The sequence below is a fragment of the Pseudidiomarina marina genome (assembly GCF_044807045.1).
Taxonomy (GTDB): domain Bacteria; phylum Pseudomonadota; class Gammaproteobacteria; order Enterobacterales; family Alteromonadaceae; genus Pseudidiomarina; species Pseudidiomarina marina.
Map to the genome: position 1 here is coordinate 1021446 of NZ_CP085233.1, position 20140 is coordinate 1041585.

General features: G+C 46.7%; 16 protein-coding genes. 11 read left to right on the forward strand and 5 right to left on the reverse strand.

Features of this window, described 5'->3' with window-relative positions:
* The first annotated feature begins 24 nt into the window (after positions 1–24).
* Genes LG272_RS04830 through LG272_RS04845 form a run of 4 tightly spaced genes read left to right on the forward strand, consistent with a single transcriptional unit; the run spans position 25 to position 4316 of the window.
* Positions 25–612 carry a UPF0149 family protein gene (locus LG272_RS04830; protein ID WP_404409858.1) on the forward strand — a complete coding sequence of 196 codons (588 nt, stop codon included), beginning with the start codon at positions 25–27 and terminating at the stop codon, positions 610–612.
* A 49-nt stretch (positions 613–661) separates the two neighbouring features.
* Positions 662–1987, forward strand: coding sequence for a Xaa-Pro aminopeptidase (gene pepP / locus LG272_RS04835; protein ID WP_404409859.1), 1326 nt, complete (start codon positions 662–664; stop codon positions 1985–1987).
* The gene (gene ubiH / locus LG272_RS04840) at positions 1969–3159 is read left to right on the forward strand and encodes a 2-octaprenyl-6-methoxyphenyl hydroxylase (RefSeq protein ID WP_404409860.1); all 1191 of its coding nucleotides are present in this window, start codon (positions 1969–1971) and stop codon (positions 3157–3159) included. The genes pepP and ubiH overlap by 19 nt, the downstream gene beginning before the upstream one ends.
* Entirely contained in the window at positions 3156–4316 is a 1161-nt protein-coding gene (locus LG272_RS04845) for a UbiH/UbiF/VisC/COQ6 family ubiquinone biosynthesis hydroxylase (protein ID WP_404409861.1), read from the forward strand. Before ubiH ends, LG272_RS04845 begins: the two co-directional genes overlap by 4 nt.
* Positions 4317–4330: 14 nt before the next feature.
* Here LG272_RS04845 and LG272_RS04850 read toward each other — a convergent pair whose 3' ends face one another.
* Entirely contained in the window at positions 4331–5188 is an 858-nt protein-coding gene (locus LG272_RS04850; protein ID WP_404409862.1) for a LysR family transcriptional regulator, read from the reverse strand.
* Positions 5189–5372: 184 nt separating this feature from the next.
* On the opposite strand from LG272_RS04850, the gene gcvT reads away from it, so the two are divergent.
* From gcvT to gcvP, 3 genes are all read left to right on the forward strand, one after another.
* Entirely contained in the window at positions 5373–6455 is a 1083-nt protein-coding gene (gene gcvT / locus LG272_RS04855; protein ID WP_404409863.1) for a glycine cleavage system aminomethyltransferase GcvT, read from the forward strand.
* Positions 6456–6494: 39 nt separating this feature from the next.
* Positions 6495–6884, forward strand: a complete 390-nt coding sequence (gcvH, locus tag LG272_RS04860) for a glycine cleavage system protein GcvH (RefSeq protein ID WP_126760240.1) — start codon at positions 6495–6497, stop codon at positions 6882–6884.
* Positions 6885–6978: 94 nt separating this feature from the next.
* Positions 6979–9864 carry an aminomethyl-transferring glycine dehydrogenase gene (gene gcvP, locus LG272_RS04865; RefSeq protein ID WP_404409864.1) on the forward strand — a complete coding sequence of 962 codons (2886 nt, stop codon included), beginning with the start codon at positions 6979–6981 and terminating at the stop codon, positions 9862–9864.
* A gap of 46 nt (positions 9865–9910) precedes the next feature.
* Here the strand turns inward: gcvP and LG272_RS04870 are convergent, their stop codons facing one another.
* On the reverse strand, positions 9911–10252 hold the full coding sequence (locus LG272_RS04870) for a type II toxin-antitoxin system HicB family antitoxin (protein WP_404409865.1): 342 nt from the start codon (positions 10250–10252) through the stop codon (positions 9911–9913).
* Between the two features lie 8 nt (positions 10253–10260).
* Entirely contained in the window at positions 10261–10530 is a 270-nt protein-coding gene (locus LG272_RS04875) for a hypothetical protein (RefSeq protein WP_404409866.1), read from the reverse strand.
* Positions 10531–10917: 387 nt separating this feature from the next.
* Here LG272_RS04875 and LG272_RS04880 point away from each other — a divergent pair, with 387 nt between their 5' ends.
* The 3 genes from LG272_RS04880 to LG272_RS04890 all read left to right on the forward strand — a co-directional run bounded on the left by LG272_RS04880 (position 10918) and on the right by LG272_RS04890 (position 15863).
* The gene (locus tag LG272_RS04880) at positions 10918–15069 is read left to right on the forward strand and encodes a hypothetical protein (RefSeq protein ID WP_404409867.1); all 4152 of its coding nucleotides are present in this window, start codon (positions 10918–10920) and stop codon (positions 15067–15069) included.
* A gap of 180 nt (positions 15070–15249) precedes the next feature.
* Positions 15250–15732: a GNAT family N-acetyltransferase gene (locus LG272_RS04885; protein ID WP_404409868.1), complete on the forward strand. Its 483-nt coding sequence runs from the start codon at positions 15250–15252 to the stop codon at positions 15730–15732.
* A complete protein-coding gene (locus LG272_RS04890) occupies positions 15729–15863 on the forward strand; it encodes a hypothetical protein (RefSeq protein WP_404409869.1) in 135 nt (44 codons plus the stop codon). The genes LG272_RS04885 and LG272_RS04890 overlap by 4 nt, the downstream gene beginning before the upstream one ends.
* Before the next feature lie 23 nt (positions 15864–15886).
* On the opposite strand, the gene LG272_RS04895 is transcribed toward LG272_RS04890, so the two are convergent.
* Together LG272_RS04895 and LG272_RS04900 are read right to left on the reverse strand one after the other, a co-directional pair.
* Positions 15887–16810, reverse strand: a complete 924-nt coding sequence (locus LG272_RS04895) for a histone deacetylase family protein (protein WP_404409870.1) — start codon at positions 16808–16810, stop codon at positions 15887–15889.
* A gap of 3 nt (positions 16811–16813) precedes the next feature.
* Positions 16814–18700, reverse strand: a complete 1887-nt coding sequence (locus LG272_RS04900) for a GNAT family N-acetyltransferase (protein WP_404409871.1) — start codon at positions 18698–18700, stop codon at positions 16814–16816.
* A 126-nt stretch (positions 18701–18826) separates the two neighbouring features.
* Between LG272_RS04900 and LG272_RS04905 the strand changes: the two genes are divergently transcribed.
* A complete protein-coding gene (locus LG272_RS04905) occupies positions 18827–20071 on the forward strand; it encodes an NRAMP family divalent metal transporter (protein ID WP_404409872.1) in 1245 nt (414 codons plus the stop codon).
* Positions 20072–20140 lie beyond the last annotated feature (69 nt).

A 20140-nucleotide genomic window follows, 5' to 3' on the forward strand; every position in this document is an offset into this window, starting at 1 on the left:
AAGAACGATAAGAGTACAACGATTATGTCAGAAATTGGTAGCAGCCAAGCTAACCCACTAAGTTACGACCGTTTAACCGAGTTTTTCGAGCAAAACGGAATTTTATCGAATGCCGCCGAAGTGCACGGTATTTTAACCGGCATGATCGCAGGTGGCGCTAGTGTTGAGGGTGACGATTGGCTATTGCTGCTTAGCGATCTCATTCACGAAGGCCAGTCGTTTAAACCAGCCGTGCGCGAGCGCGTTATCGAAATGGCAGCTGATATCTGTGCCAGTATGCGTGACCCCGATTTAGGTTTTAATTTGTTGCTACCAAGTGATCATGAATCACTGTTTGAGCGTTTATCGAGCATGATTAGCTGGGTTCAATCGTTTTTAGTCGGTTTTGGCGTGAACCAGACGAACCTGAGCGGACTGTCAGAAGACGTTCGCGAAGTGATTGATGACATGGTTGAAATTGCCAAGCTCGATTTCGCCGTAGATGAAGACGAAGAAGCCGAGCGTGCTTATTTTGAGGTAGTCGAGTATCTGCGTATTTCAGCTATGTTATGTTTCAACGAACTGGGGCAGAAGGCTGGCGCTGGTTGTGCAACCAACAAAATTCTGCATTAGTACCTTTTAAGTGCATAAGTAACACATCCATTCGACGTTGTAGGTTCACATGTCTCAGAGCATTACTATTGAAGAATATCAGAAGCGGCGAGCGCGTCTTTTGGCTCGTTTGAAAAAGGCTTCGGCGCACGCCATTGCGGTGATTCCCAGTGCGCAACTGCAAACGCGGAGTCGTGATACTGAATTTCCCTTTCGCCAAGACAGCGATTTCTTCTACTTAACTGGCTTTAATGAACCGAATGCCATATTAGCGCTTGCGCCGCACGCCGATGCGCCAGTGCAATTGTATTGTCAACCGACCAGCCCGCACGAAGAAGTGTGGCATGGGCGTCGCTTGGGCGTCGACAAAGCCGCTGAAACATTGGGTATTGATTTTGCCGCAAGCATTGACGATGTTGATGACCATTTGTATGCGTTACTTGATGGCACTGAGAAAGTTTATTTCGCGCATGACAAACACGATTTAGCAGCGCAGTTGTACAGCATTGCTGATGAATTGCGTGCGTCACCGAAGCAGGGGCATCAAGCGCCGCAAGCGTGGGTGGATATCAACCCATGGCTGGCGGAAATGCGCATTATTAAAAGCCCAGCTGAGCTTGATTTAATGCGGGAGGCCGCTCGAATTAGCGTGCTAGCTCACAAACGTGCCATGTTGTTTGCCAAGCCCGGCAAGTTTGAATACCAAGTTGCCGCAGAAATTCATCACGAATTTGCCATGCATGGCGCAATATCGCCTGCCTACGGCACCATTTGCGGTAGTGGCGAAAACGCCTGTATTTTGCATTACACCGAGAATCAATCAGAACTGCGCGACGGCGGTTTATTATTGATTGATGCTGGCGCTGAATACCAAGGTTTTGCCGGCGACATCACGCGAACTTTCCCCGTGAACGGGCGTTTTTCCGAGACCCAGAAAGAGCTCTACAATGTGGTGCTAGCAGCACAGCAAGCCGCTTTGGCGACATTAAAACCGGGTAGCAATTTACCAACCGCGATGAAGGCGGCGGGAAAAACGTTAACCGAAGGGTTGCATGCGCTGGGAATTTTAAAAGGCAGCCTGAAGAAACTCATTGATGACGAGGCTTTTCGTCCATTTATGATTCATGGCTTAGGGCATTGGCTTGGCCTAGATGTGCACGATGTGGGCACCTACACCCAAGAAGGTAAAAAACGCAAGTTTGAGCCGGGCATGGTGCTGACTATTGAGCCGGGAATCTACATTCCGAAAGGCATGCCAAACGTGGATGAAAAATGGCATGGCATTGGTATTCGCATTGAAGATGATGTGATTATTACCGAAAACGGCCACGAAAATATGACCAGCGCAGTTCCGAAAACTGTCGCAGAGATTGAGCAATGGATGACGGCAAAATAAGCACAGAAAAATACCCAGTGGTTATCGCCGGCGGCGGCCTAGTTGGTGCGCTGACGGCGCTGCTGTTGGCTCGCGGTCGCCAAGACTGGCGCATTGCTGTGCTGGAACCGCAACAACAAGGCCCCGCACAAGACAAACGCACCATTGCCTTAGCCGCCGCGACTGTCGCGTTGTTAGAACAAATTGGCGTGTGGCAGCATGTGGCTGACCAGGCCAGTCCGATCGAGCATATTCATGTCAGCGACCGTGGCCATCTCGGCATGACCCGTTTGCATGCGGCGCAACACGGCGTTGCCGCAATGGGCCAAGTCATCGCCGCCGCGGCATTAAACCGCGCATTGTACGAAGCCTGTTTGCAAGAAACTAATATCGAATGGCTGGGCGGAGCATGGTTTGAGCGTGCGGAGCGCGAACCTGATTCAATTACCGTGCACTATAAGCAGCATGACACTGAAGCGGAGCTTACGGCACAACTTCTCATCGGGGCCGATGGTCAGCGCTCGCAAGTGCGAGACGACACCGGCATAGCCATGCAACATACCGATTACCAGCAAGTAGGCATTATTGCGACGTTAACGTTGTCGGAAGATCTTGGTGGCTGGGCTTATGAGCGCTTCACTGACACCGGCCCGATTGCGTTATTGCCATTGCCAGCGCAACAAGCGTCGCTAGTGTGGAGCTTAAGCCCAGAGCAAGCAGCGCAGACCATGCACTTATCTGACGCCGAGTTCTTAACTGCATGCCAGCAGGCATTTGGATATCGCGCAGGACGTTTTGTGGCGGTTCGTGACCGTGTTCAGTATCCGCTGCAACTGCATTTGGCTGATTCCAATATCAGTCATCGTAGCGTGATTATTGGCAACGCCTCGCATACGTTGCACCCCATTGCCGGCCAAGGCTTTAACCTCGGTGTACGTGATGCGATTGAATTAAGTGAGCAATTACTTACAGCGCAAGACCCTGGGCAATATCGTTGGCTAAGTATCTATAATGAACGCCGTCAGCAAGATTACCGGCGTATTATTGGGTTAACCGATAGCTTAGTGCGTGGTTTCTCGAATCACCATGTGCCGCTCGTGGTGGGCCGAAATCTCGCCTTGTTTGGGCTAGATAATCTGCCGCCATTGCGACACGTCTTCGCGCGTCAAACCATGGGATTTCGAAACGCATGAGTACACCGTTTAAAGCGCAAACATTCGTGGTTGTCGGTGGAGGCATGATTGGCCTCAGCGTCGCGTTAGGCTTGCGTCTGCAGGGCCATCGCGTGTATCTCATTGAGCGCAGTGGGCGTCCTGAATACACCGAGTCGCCAGAGTTACGCGTGAGTGCCTTAGCGCATCACAGTCGTGCCTTGTTACGTGAATTAGGCGTGTGGCAACGTCTGCCACAGCAGCGTCTTGGGCCTTATACCGGTATGCAGGTATGGGACCACGATAGCTTTGGTCACATTGAGTTTTCAGCAGCAGAAGCCGGTGCAGACGATCTCGGCGCTATTGTTGAAAACAAGGTGCTTGAGCAAACCTTGTGGGACGTCGCTACCGAGCAGGGCGTACAGATTATTGCCGACGATGAAGTGGTTGAGCATACCACCAACGCTTTACAAGTGACCGTCAAACTACGCTCTAACCAGCAACTGCAAGCAGATTACCTGATTGCCGCTGATGGGAATCGTTCACCAACGCGCGAACGCGCGAAGTTACCGCTTAGCTTCTGGGATTATGAGCAAACTGGCATCGTGGCAGTAATTAAAACCGAGAAGCCGCATGATGGTGTTGCGCGCCAAGTGTTTCTGCCAACCGGGCCGATTGCATGGTTACCACTGAACGATTCGCACTTGGTATCGTTAGTGTGGTCAGCCGATGAGGACAAAGCGCAGCAGCTGCAAGCGCTTGATGACCAAATCTTTATCAATCAGCTACAAGCAGCAAGCGATCAGTGCTTAGGCAAGTTGGAATTAGCATCTGCGCGAGCAGGCTTCCCGCTGCGCATGCAATACGCACAGCGTTGGCTAGATGACCGCTTAATCTTAATCGGTGACGCCGCACACAGTATTCATCCGTTAGCCGGGCAGGGCGCTAACTTAGGATTTGGCGATGTGGTTGATTTGCTACCGGTGTTTGCTAGCAACGCGAATCACCGCGAATTGCGCGCATGGGAGCGCAAGCGCAAAGCGGCAGCCGTCACGATGATTTCTGCTATGGAAGCTTTCAAACGTGGTTTTGGTACCGCGAATCCATTGGCAAAACTGGTACGTGGCATTGGTTTCAAAGCAGCCAACAGCATTCAGCCATTGAAACGCCAACTGATTAAAGCGGCGCTTGGCGAATAACCCGGGGAATACGCTTAAATACGTTCTTGAATAAATTGGGCTAACTGCCGAGCCGCCTGATTGGTGGTATCGGCTTGCCACATGGCAACGCTCACTTCGCCAAGTTCCGGCAATGTGATAGGGCCAATGCGCTGCTGGCGCGACAAGTTATCGGGCACCGTACTTTGCGCTAATACCGTTAAGCCAAGACCACTCTCAATTGCTGCCGTTAAACCGGAAAAGTCCGCATTGGTATAGCTGATACGCGCAGGAATATTCGCCTGACGCAACGCACCAAGCGCACGGCGTCGATAAATACAGCCTTCTGGCGCCACCACCAACGATAAATCGTCTTGCTGTGTGTTAAGATCAGTACCGGCGCTAACCCAAACCAATGGCTCTTGCTTGAGTATCACTAAACCTGGGCGAGTAATGCGTTTATCCGGCTCTTTTAAGGCAATTACTAAATCAAAATGCGCTTGCTCGTCTTTTAACAAGTCTTTGCTGAGCGCGGATGTTACCGACAACGACACGTTTGGGTAGGCATGAGCAAACTGGCCTAATACCTGCGGCAATAATTTACTGGCAAATTCACTGGGAATACCCAGTCGCACCTGACCTGATACCGCAGGTTCGGTGAAGCGGGCGATAATTTGATCATTGAGGCTCAACAACGTGCGCGCTTGTTCAAGCAATTCAGTGCCGCTGGGCGTTAGGTGAATACGCCCGCCGCTACGCGTGAGTAAAGAGGTTTCAAGCAGCTCTTCAAGCCGCCGCAATTGCAGGCTAATCGCTGGCTGCGAACGGTTCAGTTGCTGCGCTGCTGCGGTATAACTTTGTAGCTCATAGATGCTAACGAAAGCACGTAATGCCTCAAGCGGAAGGTGTTGCATCACAAGTTCCTGTAACGAGCCGAATTCATAATTAAACTTAATACATTATAAATCCGTATTTAATATTTTTATAAATGTATAAGTAATATTCATTTGTTGCAAGGCGCTTTGAGTTCTATAATTCGCGGTAATTTTTTGAATGCGGCAAACTCGCATCTCGACAACAAAAAAGGACAACTAGGTCATGGCAAATCGCACTCCTTTGTATGACGCGCACGTGAAAGCTGGCGCGAAAATGGTGGACTTCCACGGCTGGGATATGCCGCTGAACTACGGCTCGCAAATTGAAGAGCATCATGCTGTACGTAACGATTCAGGCGTATTCGATGTGTCGCACATGACTATTGTTGACGTTGCCGGCATTGATGCAAAACCATTCTTACGTTACCTATTAGCTAACGACGTGGCCAAATTAACTGTTCCAGGCAAAGCGCTTTACAGCGGCATGCTGAACGAACAGGGCGGCGTGATTGACGACCTGATTGTCTATTTCTTCACCGATGAATCGTATCGCTTGGTGGTGAACTCAGCGACACGTGAGCGCGATATGGAATGGATTCACGGTGTGGCGAGCGATTTCAAAGTCACCATTACTGAGCAACCAAGCCTCGGCATGCTCGCTCTTCAAGGCCCTAACGCTGAAGAGAAACTCAAACTGGTATTAGGCGACGACGCGTTCACACCAGTTGCTGGCATGAAGCCATTTATGTCTGAGCAAGTGGGCGATTACTTCATTGCGACCACCGGCTACACCGGCGAAAAAGGCTATGAAATTGTCGTACCTGGTGACAAAGTCGAGCAGCTTTGGGATGACCTATTAAACGTTGGCGTGCAGCCATGTGGTTTAGGCGCACGTGATACCTTGCGCTTAGAAGCGGGCATGAACCTGTACGGCCAAGATATGGACGAATCCGTATCGCCTTTAGAAGCCAACATGGGTTGGAGCGTGGCGTTTGAGCCAGCCGATCGCAAATTCATTGGTCGCGAAGCACTCGAACAGCAAAAAGCAGCAGGCCATGCAAAATTAGTTGGCTTGGTGATGAAAGACAAAGGCGTATTGCGTCATGGTCAAAAAGTGATTGTTGACGGCGGTGAAGGCGAAATTACCTCAGGTACTTTCTCGCCAACGCTTGGTTTCTCAATTGCTATGGCACGCGTACCAGCTTCTGTGGGTGAAACTGCAGAGGTGGAAATTCGCAAGAAATTAGTTACAGTAAGCGTGGTCAAACCAAGCTTCGTGCGTCAGGGCAAATCAGTACTTGCCTAAGCCATCATTTTTTAAGAATTGAATTACGAGGAACAGAACATGAGCAATATTCCAAAGGAACTTAAGTACGCATCAACGCATGAGTGGGTGCGCAACGAAGGTGACGGCATTTTCACAGTAGGTATCACTGAGCACGCACAAGATTTGCTTGGCGACATGGTGTTCGTTGAATTGCCAGAAGTTGGTGCCAACGTAGCCGCTGGTGACGACGTTGCCGTAGCAGAATCAGTCAAAGCCGCTTCTGACATTTATGCACCAATTGCTGGTGAAATTGTTGAAGTGAACGAAGACTTAGAAGATGCACCAGAAACTGTAAACAATGACCCATTTGGTGACGGCTGGTTGTTCAAAATTAAAGCCGAAGACCCAAGTGAAGTTGAAAGCTTGCTTGATGCCGAAGGTTATCAAGCAGTTATCGACGAAGAATAACAGCTCGTTTTGTTGCTAAGCCCCGGTCACTTGCACCGGGGTTTTGTGTTTCAAATGTCTTGTATCCACCCGGAAGCTAGGGGACCTGAAGTAAATGACGACTACTACGCTGAAGCAGTTAGAAAATCACGGTGAATTCATTGCCCGCCACATTGGCCCAAGTGCTGATGAAACCAAGGCGATGTTGGCTGAGTTGGGTGTTAGCTCACTCGAAGAGCTCACGCGTGACACCGTTCCTGGCGCGATTCGTCGCGACCCATTTTTGTCTGTTGGCGAACCAATGAACGAGCGTGAAGCGCTTGCCAAACTCAAAGGTATCGCGAGCAAGAACAAAGTGTACAAGTCATTTATCGGTATGGGTTACTACGACACCCTAGTGCCGAACGTTATTTTGCGTAACGTACTTGAGAACCCAGGTTGGTACACCGCGTACACGCCGTATCAGCCAGAAATTGCTCAGGGTCGTTTAGAAGCCATTTTGAACTTCCAACAAATGACCATGGATTTGACTGGCCTTGAACTGGCGAGCGCGTCATTACTTGACGAAGCAACGGCAGCAGCCGAAGCCATGGCCATGTCGAAGCGTGTGAGCAAGAGCAAATCAAACACGTACTACGTTGCTGACAACGTGTTCCCACAAACGATTGATGTGGTGAAAACGCGCGCCGAGCAGTTTGGTTTTGACGTAATTGTGGGACCAGCGCGCGAAGCCGATAACCACGACGTATTTGGTGCGCTGTTGCAATACCCAGACCGCAACGGTGAAATTCACAACATTGAGAAGCTGATTGCTGATATTCAAGCGAACAAAGGTATTGTTGCCGTTGCCGCAGATATCATGAGTCTTGTGTTGTTGAAATCGCCAGGCGAAATGGGCGCTGACATGGTGTTAGGTTCAGCACAACGTTTCGGCGTACCAATGGGTTATGGCGGCCCGCACGCCGCATTCTTTGCAACCCGTGACAAATACAAGCGTTCACTGCCAGGTCGTATCATTGGTGTTTCCAAAGACACCCGTGACAACCAAGCATTGCGTATGGCAATGCAAACTCGTGAACAGCACATCCGTCGTGAGAAAGCGAACTCGAACATCTGTACTGCGCAGGTATTGCTTGCCAACATGGCATCGTTCTATGCGGTATACCACGGCCCACAAGGCCTGAAAACCATCGCATCACGCATTAACCGCTTGACCGACATCGTTGCGCTTGGCTTGAAAGAGAAAGGCGTGAAAGTATTGAACAGCCATTGGTTCGATACCTTAACTTTCAAACTTGAAGGCGATACCTCTGACGTATTAGCGCGTGCTGATAAAGCTGAAATTAACTTGCGCGTTGACGGCAACGGCCAGTTCGGCGTGAGCTTAGACGAAGCGAAAACTCGCCAAGACGTTGACGCCTTGTTCGCCGCGTTATTCGGTGCTGATCACGGCTTAGAAATTGACGTGTTAGATTCACGCGTCGCTTCAGGTGAAGTTGAATCAATTCCAGCAGCACTTCGCCGTGAGAGCGCGATTCTGGAACACCCAGTATTCAACAGCTATCACTCTGAAACCGAAATGCTGCGTTACATCAAGCAGCTTGAAAACAAAGACTTGTCGTTGAACCACAGCATGATCTCGTTGGGCTCATGCACCATGAAACTCAACGCCACCGCTGAAATGATTCCAGTCACTTGGCCGGAATTCGGTCAATTGCACCCGTTCTGCCCAGCAGACCAAGCGCAAGGCTACGCTGAGCTGCTGAGCACCTTGTCACAGTGGTTAGTGGATATCACTGGCTACGACGTGATGTCGATGCAACCAAACTCAGGTGCACAAGGCGAATACGCTGGCTTGTTAGCGATTCAGAAATATCACCAAAGCCGTGGCGATGCGCATCGCAACATCTGCTTAATTCCAAGTTCAGCACACGGTACCAACCCAGCTTCAGCGCAAATGATGAGCATGAACGTGGTAGTGGTTGACTGTGACAAGAACGGTAACGTTGATTTGGCTGACTTGAAAGCGAAAGCTGAAGAAGCAGGCGACAACTTGTCATGCATTATGGTGACTTACCCGTCAACGCACGGCGTTTACGAAGAAGGCATTAAAGACATCTGTGACATTGTGCACGCGCACGGTGGTCAGGTTTACCTTGATGGTGCCAACATGAACGCGCAAGTGGGCGTGACCTCACCAGGTTACATTGGTGCCGATGTATCGCACTTAAACTTGCACAAAACCTTCTGTATTCCGCACGGCGGCGGTGGTCCTGGTATGGGTCCAATTGGTGTGAAGAAACACTTAGCACCATTCTTACCAAACCACAGTGTGGTGAAAATTGCCGACACCGATGCTAATAACGGCGCGGTATCTGCAGCACCATTTGGTAGCGCGAGCATTTTACCAATTTCGTGGATGTACATTGTGATGATGGGTTCACGTGGCCTGCGCGAAGCAACGGAAGTGGCGATTATGAACGCCAACTACATTGCGAAGCACTTAAGCAAGCACTACCCAATTTTGTACAAAGGCCGTAACGACCGCGTTGCGCACGAATGTATTATCGATTTACGCCCATTAAAAGACGCTTGTGGCGTCACTGAGATGGACGTGGCAAAACGCTTGCAAGACTACGGCTTCCACAGCCCAACCATGAGCTTCCCAGTAGCGGGCACATTAATGGTTGAGCCAACCGAATCAGAATCGAAAGCTGAGCTAGACCGCTTCATTGAAGCCATGATCAGCATTCGTGAAGAAGCGAAACGCATTGAAGCGGGCGAGTGGCCAGAAGACAACAACCCACTGCACAACGCACCACACACGTTGGCGGACATTGTTGATGCGAACTGGGACCGCCCATACAGCCGCGAACTTGCTGCATACCCTGTAGCCGCCGTTAAGGTGAACAAGTTCTGGCCAAGCGTGAACCGCATTGACGACGTGTACGGCGACCGGAATCTGATGTGTAGTTGTCCGGCGGTTGATACTTACCGATAAGTGGTTTTGATGTGTTGAAGAAGGCGAGCTTTTTAGCTCGCCTTTTTTATTGTTCGCGTGTGCCTTGCTCAAGCAATGCCACCACATATTTATTAAATGACACGCCAGCATTTAGAGCTTCGGCACTTAGCACTTTATGTAATTCAGCTGAACAGCGAATTTGGAAGGTGCCGCTGAACGGCTTTTCGGGTTCGACATTAAGCGCCTCACAATCGGCAATATATTCGTCGACCTCTTGCTCAAAGCTCGCTTTTAACTCATCCGGTGTCGCTCCTGCATAAGTAATAAGGCTCTTAATAAACAGAACTTTGCCATACAAACAGCCCTTGTCGAAATCGACTTCGACAGTGCCTTGGTAGCCTCTATGGCGTAATAATTTTTGTGACATAACCTTACTCACTCTATGAATCCCATCAATCGTAAGCGTGTAATCACATCTTTCAATGCGCCACGATCAACAGGTGAGTCACCATGTGATTTATGCAATCGTATTTGTCGGCTTGGATTCTGTGGGTCCATAAACTTGATTCGCGAGCCAGACGTTTTTCCAAGCTTTACTTCGACTAACCCTAGTGACTTCAAAAATACCTTCAGCTCTTCATGTCGCACATCGCAGGGGGTAGGCGTTGCTAACATGCGCTGATATAGCTTTTCCAACCTAGTCATTTAGTTCATCCATGATTTTAGACACATATTATCAATATGCAATTAAAAAATAATTGCATTAAGTTAGAGGCACTGCGAGTAGTATAGGATGTGCTATGGTTGGTATTAGCGATTTACGAAATAGCTGACAGAATCGGCAATCGGTAATGAGATCGAAACGGATGTTATCTTGATTACTTCCGTTTTGAGCGAAGAGCAGACACATAGAAAATTGTCTGGTAATCTGAAGCTAGGTCATTTTTCGACCCAAAGCGGACTGAACGATTACTTGTTCTAATGTAATAATTAAACAACTTTATTGATGAACATTAGATATCTATCAAATTGAATTCTGTGTACGTTACTCTTTAGCGGAAAGATTTATAGTAAGAAAATTAAAGGGATAAAATGAGCAATTCGGGGGCCAAAGCGGCACTAAAAGGATATAGACTCCAGACTTTATATATCTTGAACGAAATCCTATTATCTAAAGGTTCTGAGTTGATTTTCCAGCCCGAAGGAAATGAAGACCTTGCAGTATATCAGGGTGAAAAATTAGTAAGAGCCGTTCAAATTAAGGCGTATAGTGACCCTTTAGTTCTATCAAATTTTATTGAGGCTGATAAAAAAGATACTTTTATTCATCGTGCCTGCAAACTATTAAATGCTGATGAGCCTCCGAAAGTAGAGGTGATCAGCTTTGGTAAAATTGGTAATCAAATTGCAAGTGCTTGGTCTGCGTCAGATAAAAATAAAGAAACCAACCAAAACAAGATAAGACAAAGGTTAGAGAATTTAAAAATATCCTGTTCTTCAATAGATATTTTGTTCAAAAAATTGGTGTGGCTCCCTGCTACTGAAGATGAGTTACATCAAAATATTTCTAAATGCTTAAGTCAAACAATGATATCTGGCTCAATTGAGCATGCATTTTCATTACTAACTTCTTGGTTATATGAAGCGGCAGAGAAAAAAACTAGAATAACTCGTGCGGTATTATTAGAAAAAATTAACTCGATTGGTCGGTATTTCGCGGAACGTGAAGCACATCATCAGGAATGGCTTAAATCCATCGTGCCTTTAGAGGAAAACAATGTTTTTGAGAAAAGAGAATTAGAAAAGGAGTTCTACCAAGGAATATCAGCAAGATTTAGTCATATTCAAGCTAATTTGGACATCCTCAGACACGATCATCTAATAGAAATAGAAAACCGTTTTAAAACATCTCAAACAGTTATAGTTCACGGTGCATCAGGTCAGGGAAAGACTTCTTTGGCTTATCGTTATCTTTATCAATACGTTCCAGAAACTTGGCGTATACAGATTAATTTTATTGAGAACAGAACTCATGCAGAAAATATTGCGTTGGCAATTGCGGATCATTTAGCTGTTTTCGGTGCAACTTTATATTTGTATATTGATGTAACTCCCAGAGATTCAGATTGGACAACGCTTGTTAAAGCCTTGCTTGAGAAACCAAATATAAAAATTCTAGTAACAATCAGAGAAGAAGATTTAGCTCGCCAAAATATATCAAATGTTCAACTAGGTTTCCCTGCACTTGTTCAACTTAAGTTTTCGCAAGAAGAAGCCAAAAACATATATCATAATCTGCGAGCTAAAGGCGTTGCTAATGCCTATCCATCATTTGAGCAAGCTTGGTTAGGCTTCGGTGGCAGCGGATCGTTGTTGGAGTATATATTCTTTTTGACCCAAACTGAGTCGCTTAAGGAAAGACTTAGGTTTCAGGTTAAGCGTTTGAGGGCGGAAGTTAGAGAAGGTAAATTAGAAGCGTCTGCAATTAAACTGCTATTGGCCTCTGCGGTTGCAACCTCATATGAAGCCAGAGTTAATATTCCATCATTGGTAAAAACTATTCAATTGAAAGATCCGCAAGGTACTTTTAGCTTGTTTGAAGATGAATATTTGATTCGTCGCTCAGATGACAATACTCATTTAGTTGCATTGCACCCCATTCGTTCGAAACTTCTTTCTGATATATTGGTTGATCCTGCGCTTTCCCCTTGGATCGACGCTGCTCTATGTGTGGTACCAAGCATACGAGAAGCTGACCTTGAAACTTTCCTTCTATATTCATTTGTCGAGAAACCTAACGAGTTTCAAGATCTATTCGAAAGTCTAAAGACGCTTGACATTAAAACTTGGGGAGCTGTGGCTGGCATAGGTCGAGCATTAATATGGTTTGGTATTCGCAGTCATGTCTTAGAAAATAAAGATGTTATAAATTCTGCGCGCTCTTTAGTCGGTAACGATGGTTGGTCACTTCTTCTACACACTGATATTGGTGGGGCTATGGGAACCAACCCAGTAGAGGACCTGATAAATTTACTTGGCACAGAGAATCCATTAGAAACCAGAAGTGCTTTGGAACTAAGGCAACAGATAAGTTCACCACAGATAGTTTATAAATACATTAGTGAGTGGCTTGTTAATTTACCTCAAGAATTGGCGATCCCAAACAATTCCAGTAATTGGTCAGGACTGGGAGAAGTTTTATTATGGATGGGACGATTGGGCGTTACTAATAAGGTAGATTTATCTTGGTTACAAAATTTAGACATCGAAACTGCATTTAAAGATATTGAGCCTCTAGCCGACTTAACTATAGGGATATTTTATTTTTCTCCGGATTTATACCATTCATTTATAGATAAAAATAAACTGGCAGTAGTCACTCTTTTCCAGAAAACGACTCAAACTGTTTGGTTCGATCATCAACCTAAAAATCCAATTGCGCACTATATCATTCCTAAAGATCACTTAAACTCAGCTAACTATACTGGTTCTGACCTAAATAAAATGTCTTGTAATAAAGCTACAATTTTAAAAAAACTATTTCCTGACCAAGAGAAATACGGAACTCAAGGTTATGGTCATAAAAATATCCTTATAGAATTACCGATAGATGAGAGCCAGAAAAACATCATTCATTCGGCTATTCCTTTGCCACAATTTGTAAATGTTAACTCCACATGGGCAAATTATGCTGATTACATATTCAGGCCAAATGACTGGCAGGAATACGCAAAAAATATTTTATCTATCAGAGAACAAATCGTATTGGGATTAACCATTTTAAATAGAACGCTTACAAATTATTTTAGGAAACAAAAGTCTCAGGCGCTTATAGGTGTTGGAAAAATTGATCCTGAGTATTGGGAAAATCTTGCAAAAATAAATTGGCAACTAACCAAGTTACCCAAGCTCGCAGTTGACCCATGGGGTATTACCAGTGAATGCACCCTGAATGACAAAAATGAATCAACTAACATTACTACTAATTTCTTATCCATGCAGGATGGCTTAAAAAAATTCAGAGAATTACTAAATGATTATATTTATTCAATGAGTAAGTTTTTTAGTCAATCACACTTCATCCTTATTTTTAATGGTTTAATTGGTCGATTACCAAAAGAGAAGCATGTTGAATACCACAGAAAAGCTGAAGAGTTAGGACACCCCTATAGTGAGCGAAATATTCATCTTTCATGTGTTAACTTTAATAATTCTCAGAAAAATTTGGAAAGGTTCCAGGATGAATTTAGAGCTATCTTCCATGAAATTATTTCGGCACAAGATCTTAATGAAATAGATAAAAAAGAAAAGGATAAAATTAACAAGGCATGGGCACTTTGGTATCAATTTGCTCATCACCCTGATAAATATTGGAGAGAGTCCCCCGATATTAGAGCATCGGCTATATGTACCAGCCTAAAAAATGAATTGATTAACGCAATTGCTCAGTCTTTAAACGAATTGCCAGATCCTAGTATGAGAGCATCGATTCTAAGTGAGGATTATGAATATGAAGGCAAGAAATCGCTTTGGATTGAAGTTAGTACATCTGAAACTGCGGCTATAGACAATGCGTTTATCAATACGGTAGAGGCACTAACTAAAGCAATTAGACCAGTCGACTATAAGAATCTTAAGTACTTTGTTTTGACAACTCTTTGGGATGATTTTGTAATTGTGCCAACGAAAAATGGACAAACAATATCAAATATTTCGTGGGTGATATCAGCAAACAGTTTTGTTGGCGATGAGCCTGTATTAAGTGAAGAAAAGGCGTTTCTTTACTTGCCTAATCCAATTAGCTCAAATTCTTTAACTCATTTTAAATTTAAGGAAAATGGGTCAACCTCTTACAAAGTGCTGAAAGAACTCGAAGAAGAAATAAGTGATACCTTTGCAATAGTAAACCATATGTATTGCTTCAAAACACTGCCGCAAAATGCAAATGAAGTCGGAATTAAAGTACTAGAAAATTACTGTAACACCTTGATTGAACCACTAACAGAACATATCAAGGCAGCAGAAAAACTGATAAACAAAGCAAGAGAGTACGATGGCGATGTCGCCGATACTTGGAGTAAAACATTAGACGTATGCCAACAAGCCATCCAACCTTTTGAAGAGCCAGAAAATAATCTTATACATATTAGTCTATATGATTGTATGGAGTGGGCAGAGATTCTATGTGGGGCATTAAGTCAATTGCATTTTTTAAAGAATGAATGTGTTAGCTCGTTGAGGTAGGCTTAATTTTCGGTTGAGTCGATCCTATTGTTAATTCAATATCAATGCCTTTCAACCTGACAGCTAATTTAGTCGGCTTTCGGTATTTGCGGTAATTACTATCAAAGTACGCAATTACCGCAATTGGCACACAGCGGACGTTAAGCTCGTTGCGAAGTTCCCTTTGCGGAAGTCACGAACATGATCACAATTAGAAACTACCGACCATCTGATGCCCCCGTATTATGGGACGTTTTTTATCAAACCGTTCGAAATGTGAATACAACTGATTATTCTGAAGCTGAAGTAAAAGCATGGGCTAATGATGATCGTCATCCATCATCTTGGCAAAGCAAGATGGATTCCATTGCTCCGTTTATTGCGGAGATGAATGGTGAAATTGTCGGCTACGCAGATCTTCAAAATGACGGGCTAATTGATCATTTCTTCTGTCATTATAAACATCAAGGTTTAGGCGTTGGTCGACGTTTGATGGAACACATTTTTAATGTGGGTAAATCGAAAGGCCTCTCAAGGTACCTCTCTGAGGTTAGTATTACGGCTCGACCATTTTACGAAAAGCATGGTTTTAAAGTCGTCAAAGAGCAAACTGTTGAAATTCGTGGGCAGAAGCTTCGCAATTTTTTGATGGAGAAGATTGCTGAAGAAGAACGTCGTCGTTGAACTCACAGCACAAAGCAATTCAACAGTTGCAAGCAATCACGCCAGGCTTGACGCCATCTAACGACAACTTTGTCGCATTATTAGTAACATCGCTCGTGCTGATTGTGTTTAGTGAGTTTGTTCTCAAATAAAGAAAAATTTAGCTAGCGCGCCGTCACTGCATGCCCTTCAAAAATGCGACCACACTTCGCCCCAGCGAGCTGTGGTCATAACCACCCTCTAGAGTTGCGACAATGCGGCCGTCACAGTGGCGCTCAGCAAGCTCTTTCAGCTCGCGAGCTATCCAGTGGTAGTCGGTTTCGGTGAGTTTAAACTGCGCCATGTCATCTTCTAAATGTCCATCGAAGCCGGCTGACACCATAATCAGCTGTGGTTCAAAGGCATCTATAGCTGGGAACCAGCGTTCGCGCACGGCGGCTTGCCAAGTGAGGCCATCACAGCCGGCCGGTAACGGGATGTTAATTACTTCATGGCTGATGGTTTCGGTACCCGAGTTCGGGTACAACGGGTGCTGAAACGAGCTACAAAACAGCACGCGCTCGTCGTTCAAAAAGATGTCTTCGGTGCCGTTGCCGTGGTGCACATCAAAATCGACAATGGCTACGCGCTCAATGCCAAAGGTATGCATGGCATAGGCGGTCGCCACCGCAATGTTGTTGAAAATACAAAAGCCCATAGCGGCATCCCAAGTGGCATGATGCCCTGGCGGACGCACGGCACAAAAAGCTCGGCGGTTCTCGGCAGTAAACACTTCATCCACGGCGCAGATACCGCTACCGGCGGCATACAAGGCTGCGCGCAGCGTGCCTGCGGTCATCATGGTGTCGGGGTCAAGCCAGATGTGTTGGTCGGGTTCAGTTGGTGCGCGCTCAAACACATCATCAATGTAGTTCGCAGCGTGCACGCGAAGTAAGTCTTCACGTGTGGCCGGCTTGGCGTCTTTCTGAGTCAGCGCAAACTCCATGCCCGAGCGAATAATCTGATCGTTAATGGCGGCAATGCGCGCCGGCTCTTCAGGGTGAACCTCTGACACGCGGTGCAAACTGCAATACGGATGACTAAACACGGTTATCGACATACATCACTCACTGTCTTTAGGTTGTTCAACCACGGCGGGCTCGTGCAAATCAAGCTGCAAGTAAACCTCGCCCGGCTCTTCCGAAGGCTTGCGCACAAAACCAGCGCGTTCAAACACCGCCAGCATTTTACCATTCTCAGCGCGCACATAAGCCAGCATGCGCTCAAGACCACGTTCACGGGCAATGCGTTTCATTTCATCCAGCAGGCGGGTTGCCATGCCCTTACCGTGCTGAGTTTCTCGCGTAACGAAGGCAACTTCACAGCTTTTTTCGTCGTGTAGCAGATAATAGCGACCAACGGCTTGAATCTGTGCCATCGAGCCTTTCTGTCGCACAATGCACAACGCTAAGTCACGCGATTGATCCACACTCACCAGCGTACAGGATTTCTCCCGGCTCATGCTGGTTGGCACGGTGTTGTAGCGCATCTGCAGGGTTTCTTTGGTGTGCGAGTAAAAGAATTCTTGCAAACGTCGCTCGTCACTGGGGTTCAGCGGGCGCAAATCGAAAAACTCACCGTTAATCACAATTTCTTTGAAGCCAACGGGGCCAAGTTCCGGCACTTCTACCGAATGCAGAATTTGATAGTGCGGCACGTAGTAATGTTTACGAACTTCTTCTAATAATTGTTGGCGGAATTTCGGGTGCGCCACACGAATTAACTCAAGCGCGCGTTCGCGAATGCTTTTACCCCGTAACGACGCTACGCCGAATTCGGTGACCACGTAATACACATGCGCTCGCGAGGTCGCCACGCCGCTGCCTTCACTGATAAACGGCACAATCCGTGACACAGTACCGTTTTTCGCGGTTGAGGGCAGGGCAATCACCGGTTTACCGCCGGGACTCATACTGGCGCCACGACTAAAATCCACATGACCGCCGATACCGCTGTAAAAGTGATGGCCGATGGAATCTGATACCACTTGGCCGGTCAAATCCACTTCAATGGCACTGTTAATCGACACCATTTTTTCGTTGCGCGCAATGTTAGCGGGCGAGTTCACATACTCTGACGGGTAAAAGCCAATGTGTGGGTTGTTATTCACAAAATCGTACAGTTTCTTGCTGCCAATGCAGAAGCTAGTCACGGCTTTGTGCTGATGATAGGTTTTCTTTCGATTATTAATCACGCCGCTGAGCATCAGCTCCATAATACCATCGGTGATCAGTTCACTGTGCACGCCAAGGTCTTTGTGATTGCTGAGGTAGCGCAACACGGCGTCGCAAATTTTGCCAAAGCCAATTTGAATGGTGGCGCCGTCTTCCACTAACAACGACACATACTGGCCTATCCGTTCGGTGACCGCATCAAGTTCTGGCGCGGTGATTTCGGGTAAATCTTGCTCGGCTTCAAAAAATGCATCAATTTGGCCTTTATGAATAAAAGCTTGGCCGAATGTTACCGGCATTTTCGGGTTTACTTGCGCAATCACTTTCTTGGCGGAGCGTAGTGCTGACGACACAATATCGACCGACACACCGAGTGAATGATAACCATATTGGTCGGGCGGGCTGACCATAATTAACGCGGCATCTAAAGGTAAAATGTCTTCGCTAAATAGCGACGGAATATCCGACATGAAGGCAGGGGTGTAATCGGCGCGGCCTTCGGCAACGGCTTGCCGAACTTTTTCGCCGCCAATAAACAATGAGTTGACCTTGAAGGTTTGGTTGTATTCTGGGTTTACCCAGTGGTTATCGCCAAGCGCATAAATCTGCACAATTTCAATGTCATGGAAGTGTTTGCTGTGGTCAGCAAGGTCATGCATCAGCGCATGTGGAACGCCCGCATGGGTTCCTATGAATATGCGGTCGCCAGACTTTAGTAGCTGCTCCCATTTAGCGGGGTGACCATCAACCATCAACTGCCGTTCATTGCTACTCATGTTCTCTTTCCTTATGCCGCACTGATGTCGCAATGACTTACATCAGCAGTATAAACATAATTTTGGCTTGGGCGAAATTGGCGCTATGCTGTGGGGCGTCATTTTTCAAACAATAAGAATAAACCTATGACACAACGCACAGAATCATCACGACGCCACGCGCTGGGGCCTGGAATCATTTTAGCTGCAGCGGCGGTGGGTGCGTCACATCTTGTCGCATCAACCCAAGCCGGAGCTTTGTTCGGCTGGCAGTTGTGGTGGGTGATCGTGCTAGTTAACGTGTTGAAGTACCCGTTTTTCCGCTTCGCCGTTACCTACACACTCGAAAGTAAGCAGAATTTAATTGCCGGCTATTACGGCGAGGGCAAGCTTTATCTGTGGCTTTTCACCGTGTTGAACGCCATCGCTGCAGTGGTCAATACCGCCGGTGTATTACTGTTGACCGCCAGCCTATTAAAGTTATTTATTCCTGAGCTACCGCTGATAGCACTTTGCTGGCTGATTTTGCTCGGATGCCTGTTAGTTATTCTCGGTGGCCAGTACCGCATGCTCGATAATCTCTCGAAATGGATTATGGCGAGTTTGAGTCTGGCAACTGTTGTCGCCGTGATTATGGCGTGGGGTAACGCGCAGCCGCTGCCTGACGATTTTGTGGCACCGTCACCGTGGCAGCTTTCTGCATTAGCGTTCTTGGTGGCGATGATGGGCTGGATGCCAGTTCCCATCGAGCTTTCGGCAATCAATTCCTTGTGGCTTCAAAGCAAGCAAAAGCTCACGCGCATTAGTCTGAAACATGGCTTGTTCGATTTTAATTTAGGTTACTGGGTGACGGCTGCTTTGGCGGTGGTGTTCCTTGCCCTTGGCGCGCTAGTTCAGTTTGGCAGTGACCAACCCATTGCACTAGCGGGTACGCAATTTGCGCAGCAGTTTGTCAGTATGTACGGCAATACCATTGGGGCGTGGTCGGAGTATTTGGTTGGCGGTATCGCATTTTTATGTATGTTCGGAACCACGCTTGCGGTGCTCGATGGCTACGCACGAACACTCAAAGAATGTCGTTCGCTACTAGCGCCGCGTGCGCAAGATAATAAACCACAGGCGACAACAGAGCGTCTTACTTGGTGGGTTATCGGCCAATCGTTCGCTGGCATGTTAGTGATTATTTACTTTCAAAGTGCGTTAGGGCCGATGTTAACCTTCGCCATGACGCTCGCCTTTTTAACCACGCCATTTTTCGCGTGGCTCAACTTTAAACTCGCACGTAAAAATAAGATGTCGACGCTGATGCGGCTGTACGGCTGGTTAGGTTTAACCTACTTAATTGTGTTTGCCATGGGGTATTTGTACTTTTTAATCTTCATGGGCTCATGACTATCTTGAAAATAAGTGCGTTTAGCTCACTCGCCTTGAGCTTTGGTGAGTGATTGCATTAAATGGAAC

Coding starts and splice junctions, on each gene's coding strand:
- LG272_RS04830 (WP_404409858.1), top strand. CDS start 25: ATGTCAGAAATTGGTAGCAGCCAAGCTAACCCACTAAGTTACGACCGT.
- pepP (WP_404409859.1), top strand. CDS start 662: ATGTCTCAGAGCATTACTATTGAAGAATATCAGAAGCGGCGAGCGCGT.
- ubiH (WP_404409860.1), top strand. CDS start 1,969: ATGGATGACGGCAAAATAAGCACAGAAAAATACCCAGTGGTTATCGCC.
- LG272_RS04845 (WP_404409861.1), top strand. CDS start 3,156: ATGAGTACACCGTTTAAAGCGCAAACATTCGTGGTTGTCGGTGGAGGC.
- LG272_RS04850 (WP_404409862.1), bottom strand. CDS start 5,188: ATGCAACACCTTCCGCTTGAGGCATTACGTGCTTTCGTTAGCATCTAT.
- gcvT (WP_404409863.1), top strand. CDS start 5,373: ATGGCAAATCGCACTCCTTTGTATGACGCGCACGTGAAAGCTGGCGCG.
- gcvH (WP_126760240.1), top strand. CDS start 6,495: ATGAGCAATATTCCAAAGGAACTTAAGTACGCATCAACGCATGAGTGG.
- gcvP (WP_404409864.1), top strand. CDS start 6,979: ATGACGACTACTACGCTGAAGCAGTTAGAAAATCACGGTGAATTCATT.
- LG272_RS04870 (WP_404409865.1), bottom strand. CDS start 10,252: ATGTCACAAAAATTATTACGCCATAGAGGCTACCAAGGCACTGTCGAA.
- LG272_RS04875 (WP_404409866.1), bottom strand. CDS start 10,530: ATGACTAGGTTGGAAAAGCTATATCAGCGCATGTTAGCAACGCCTACC.
- LG272_RS04880 (WP_404409867.1), top strand. CDS start 10,918: ATGAGCAATTCGGGGGCCAAAGCGGCACTAAAAGGATATAGACTCCAG.
- LG272_RS04885 (WP_404409868.1), top strand. CDS start 15,250: ATGATCACAATTAGAAACTACCGACCATCTGATGCCCCCGTATTATGG.
- LG272_RS04895 (WP_404409870.1), bottom strand. CDS start 16,810: ATGTCGATAACCGTGTTTAGTCATCCGTATTGCAGTTTGCACCGCGTG.
- LG272_RS04900 (WP_404409871.1), bottom strand. CDS start 18,700: ATGAGTAGCAATGAACGGCAGTTGATGGTTGATGGTCACCCCGCTAAA.
- LG272_RS04905 (WP_404409872.1), top strand. CDS start 18,827: ATGACACAACGCACAGAATCATCACGACGCCACGCGCTGGGGCCTGGA.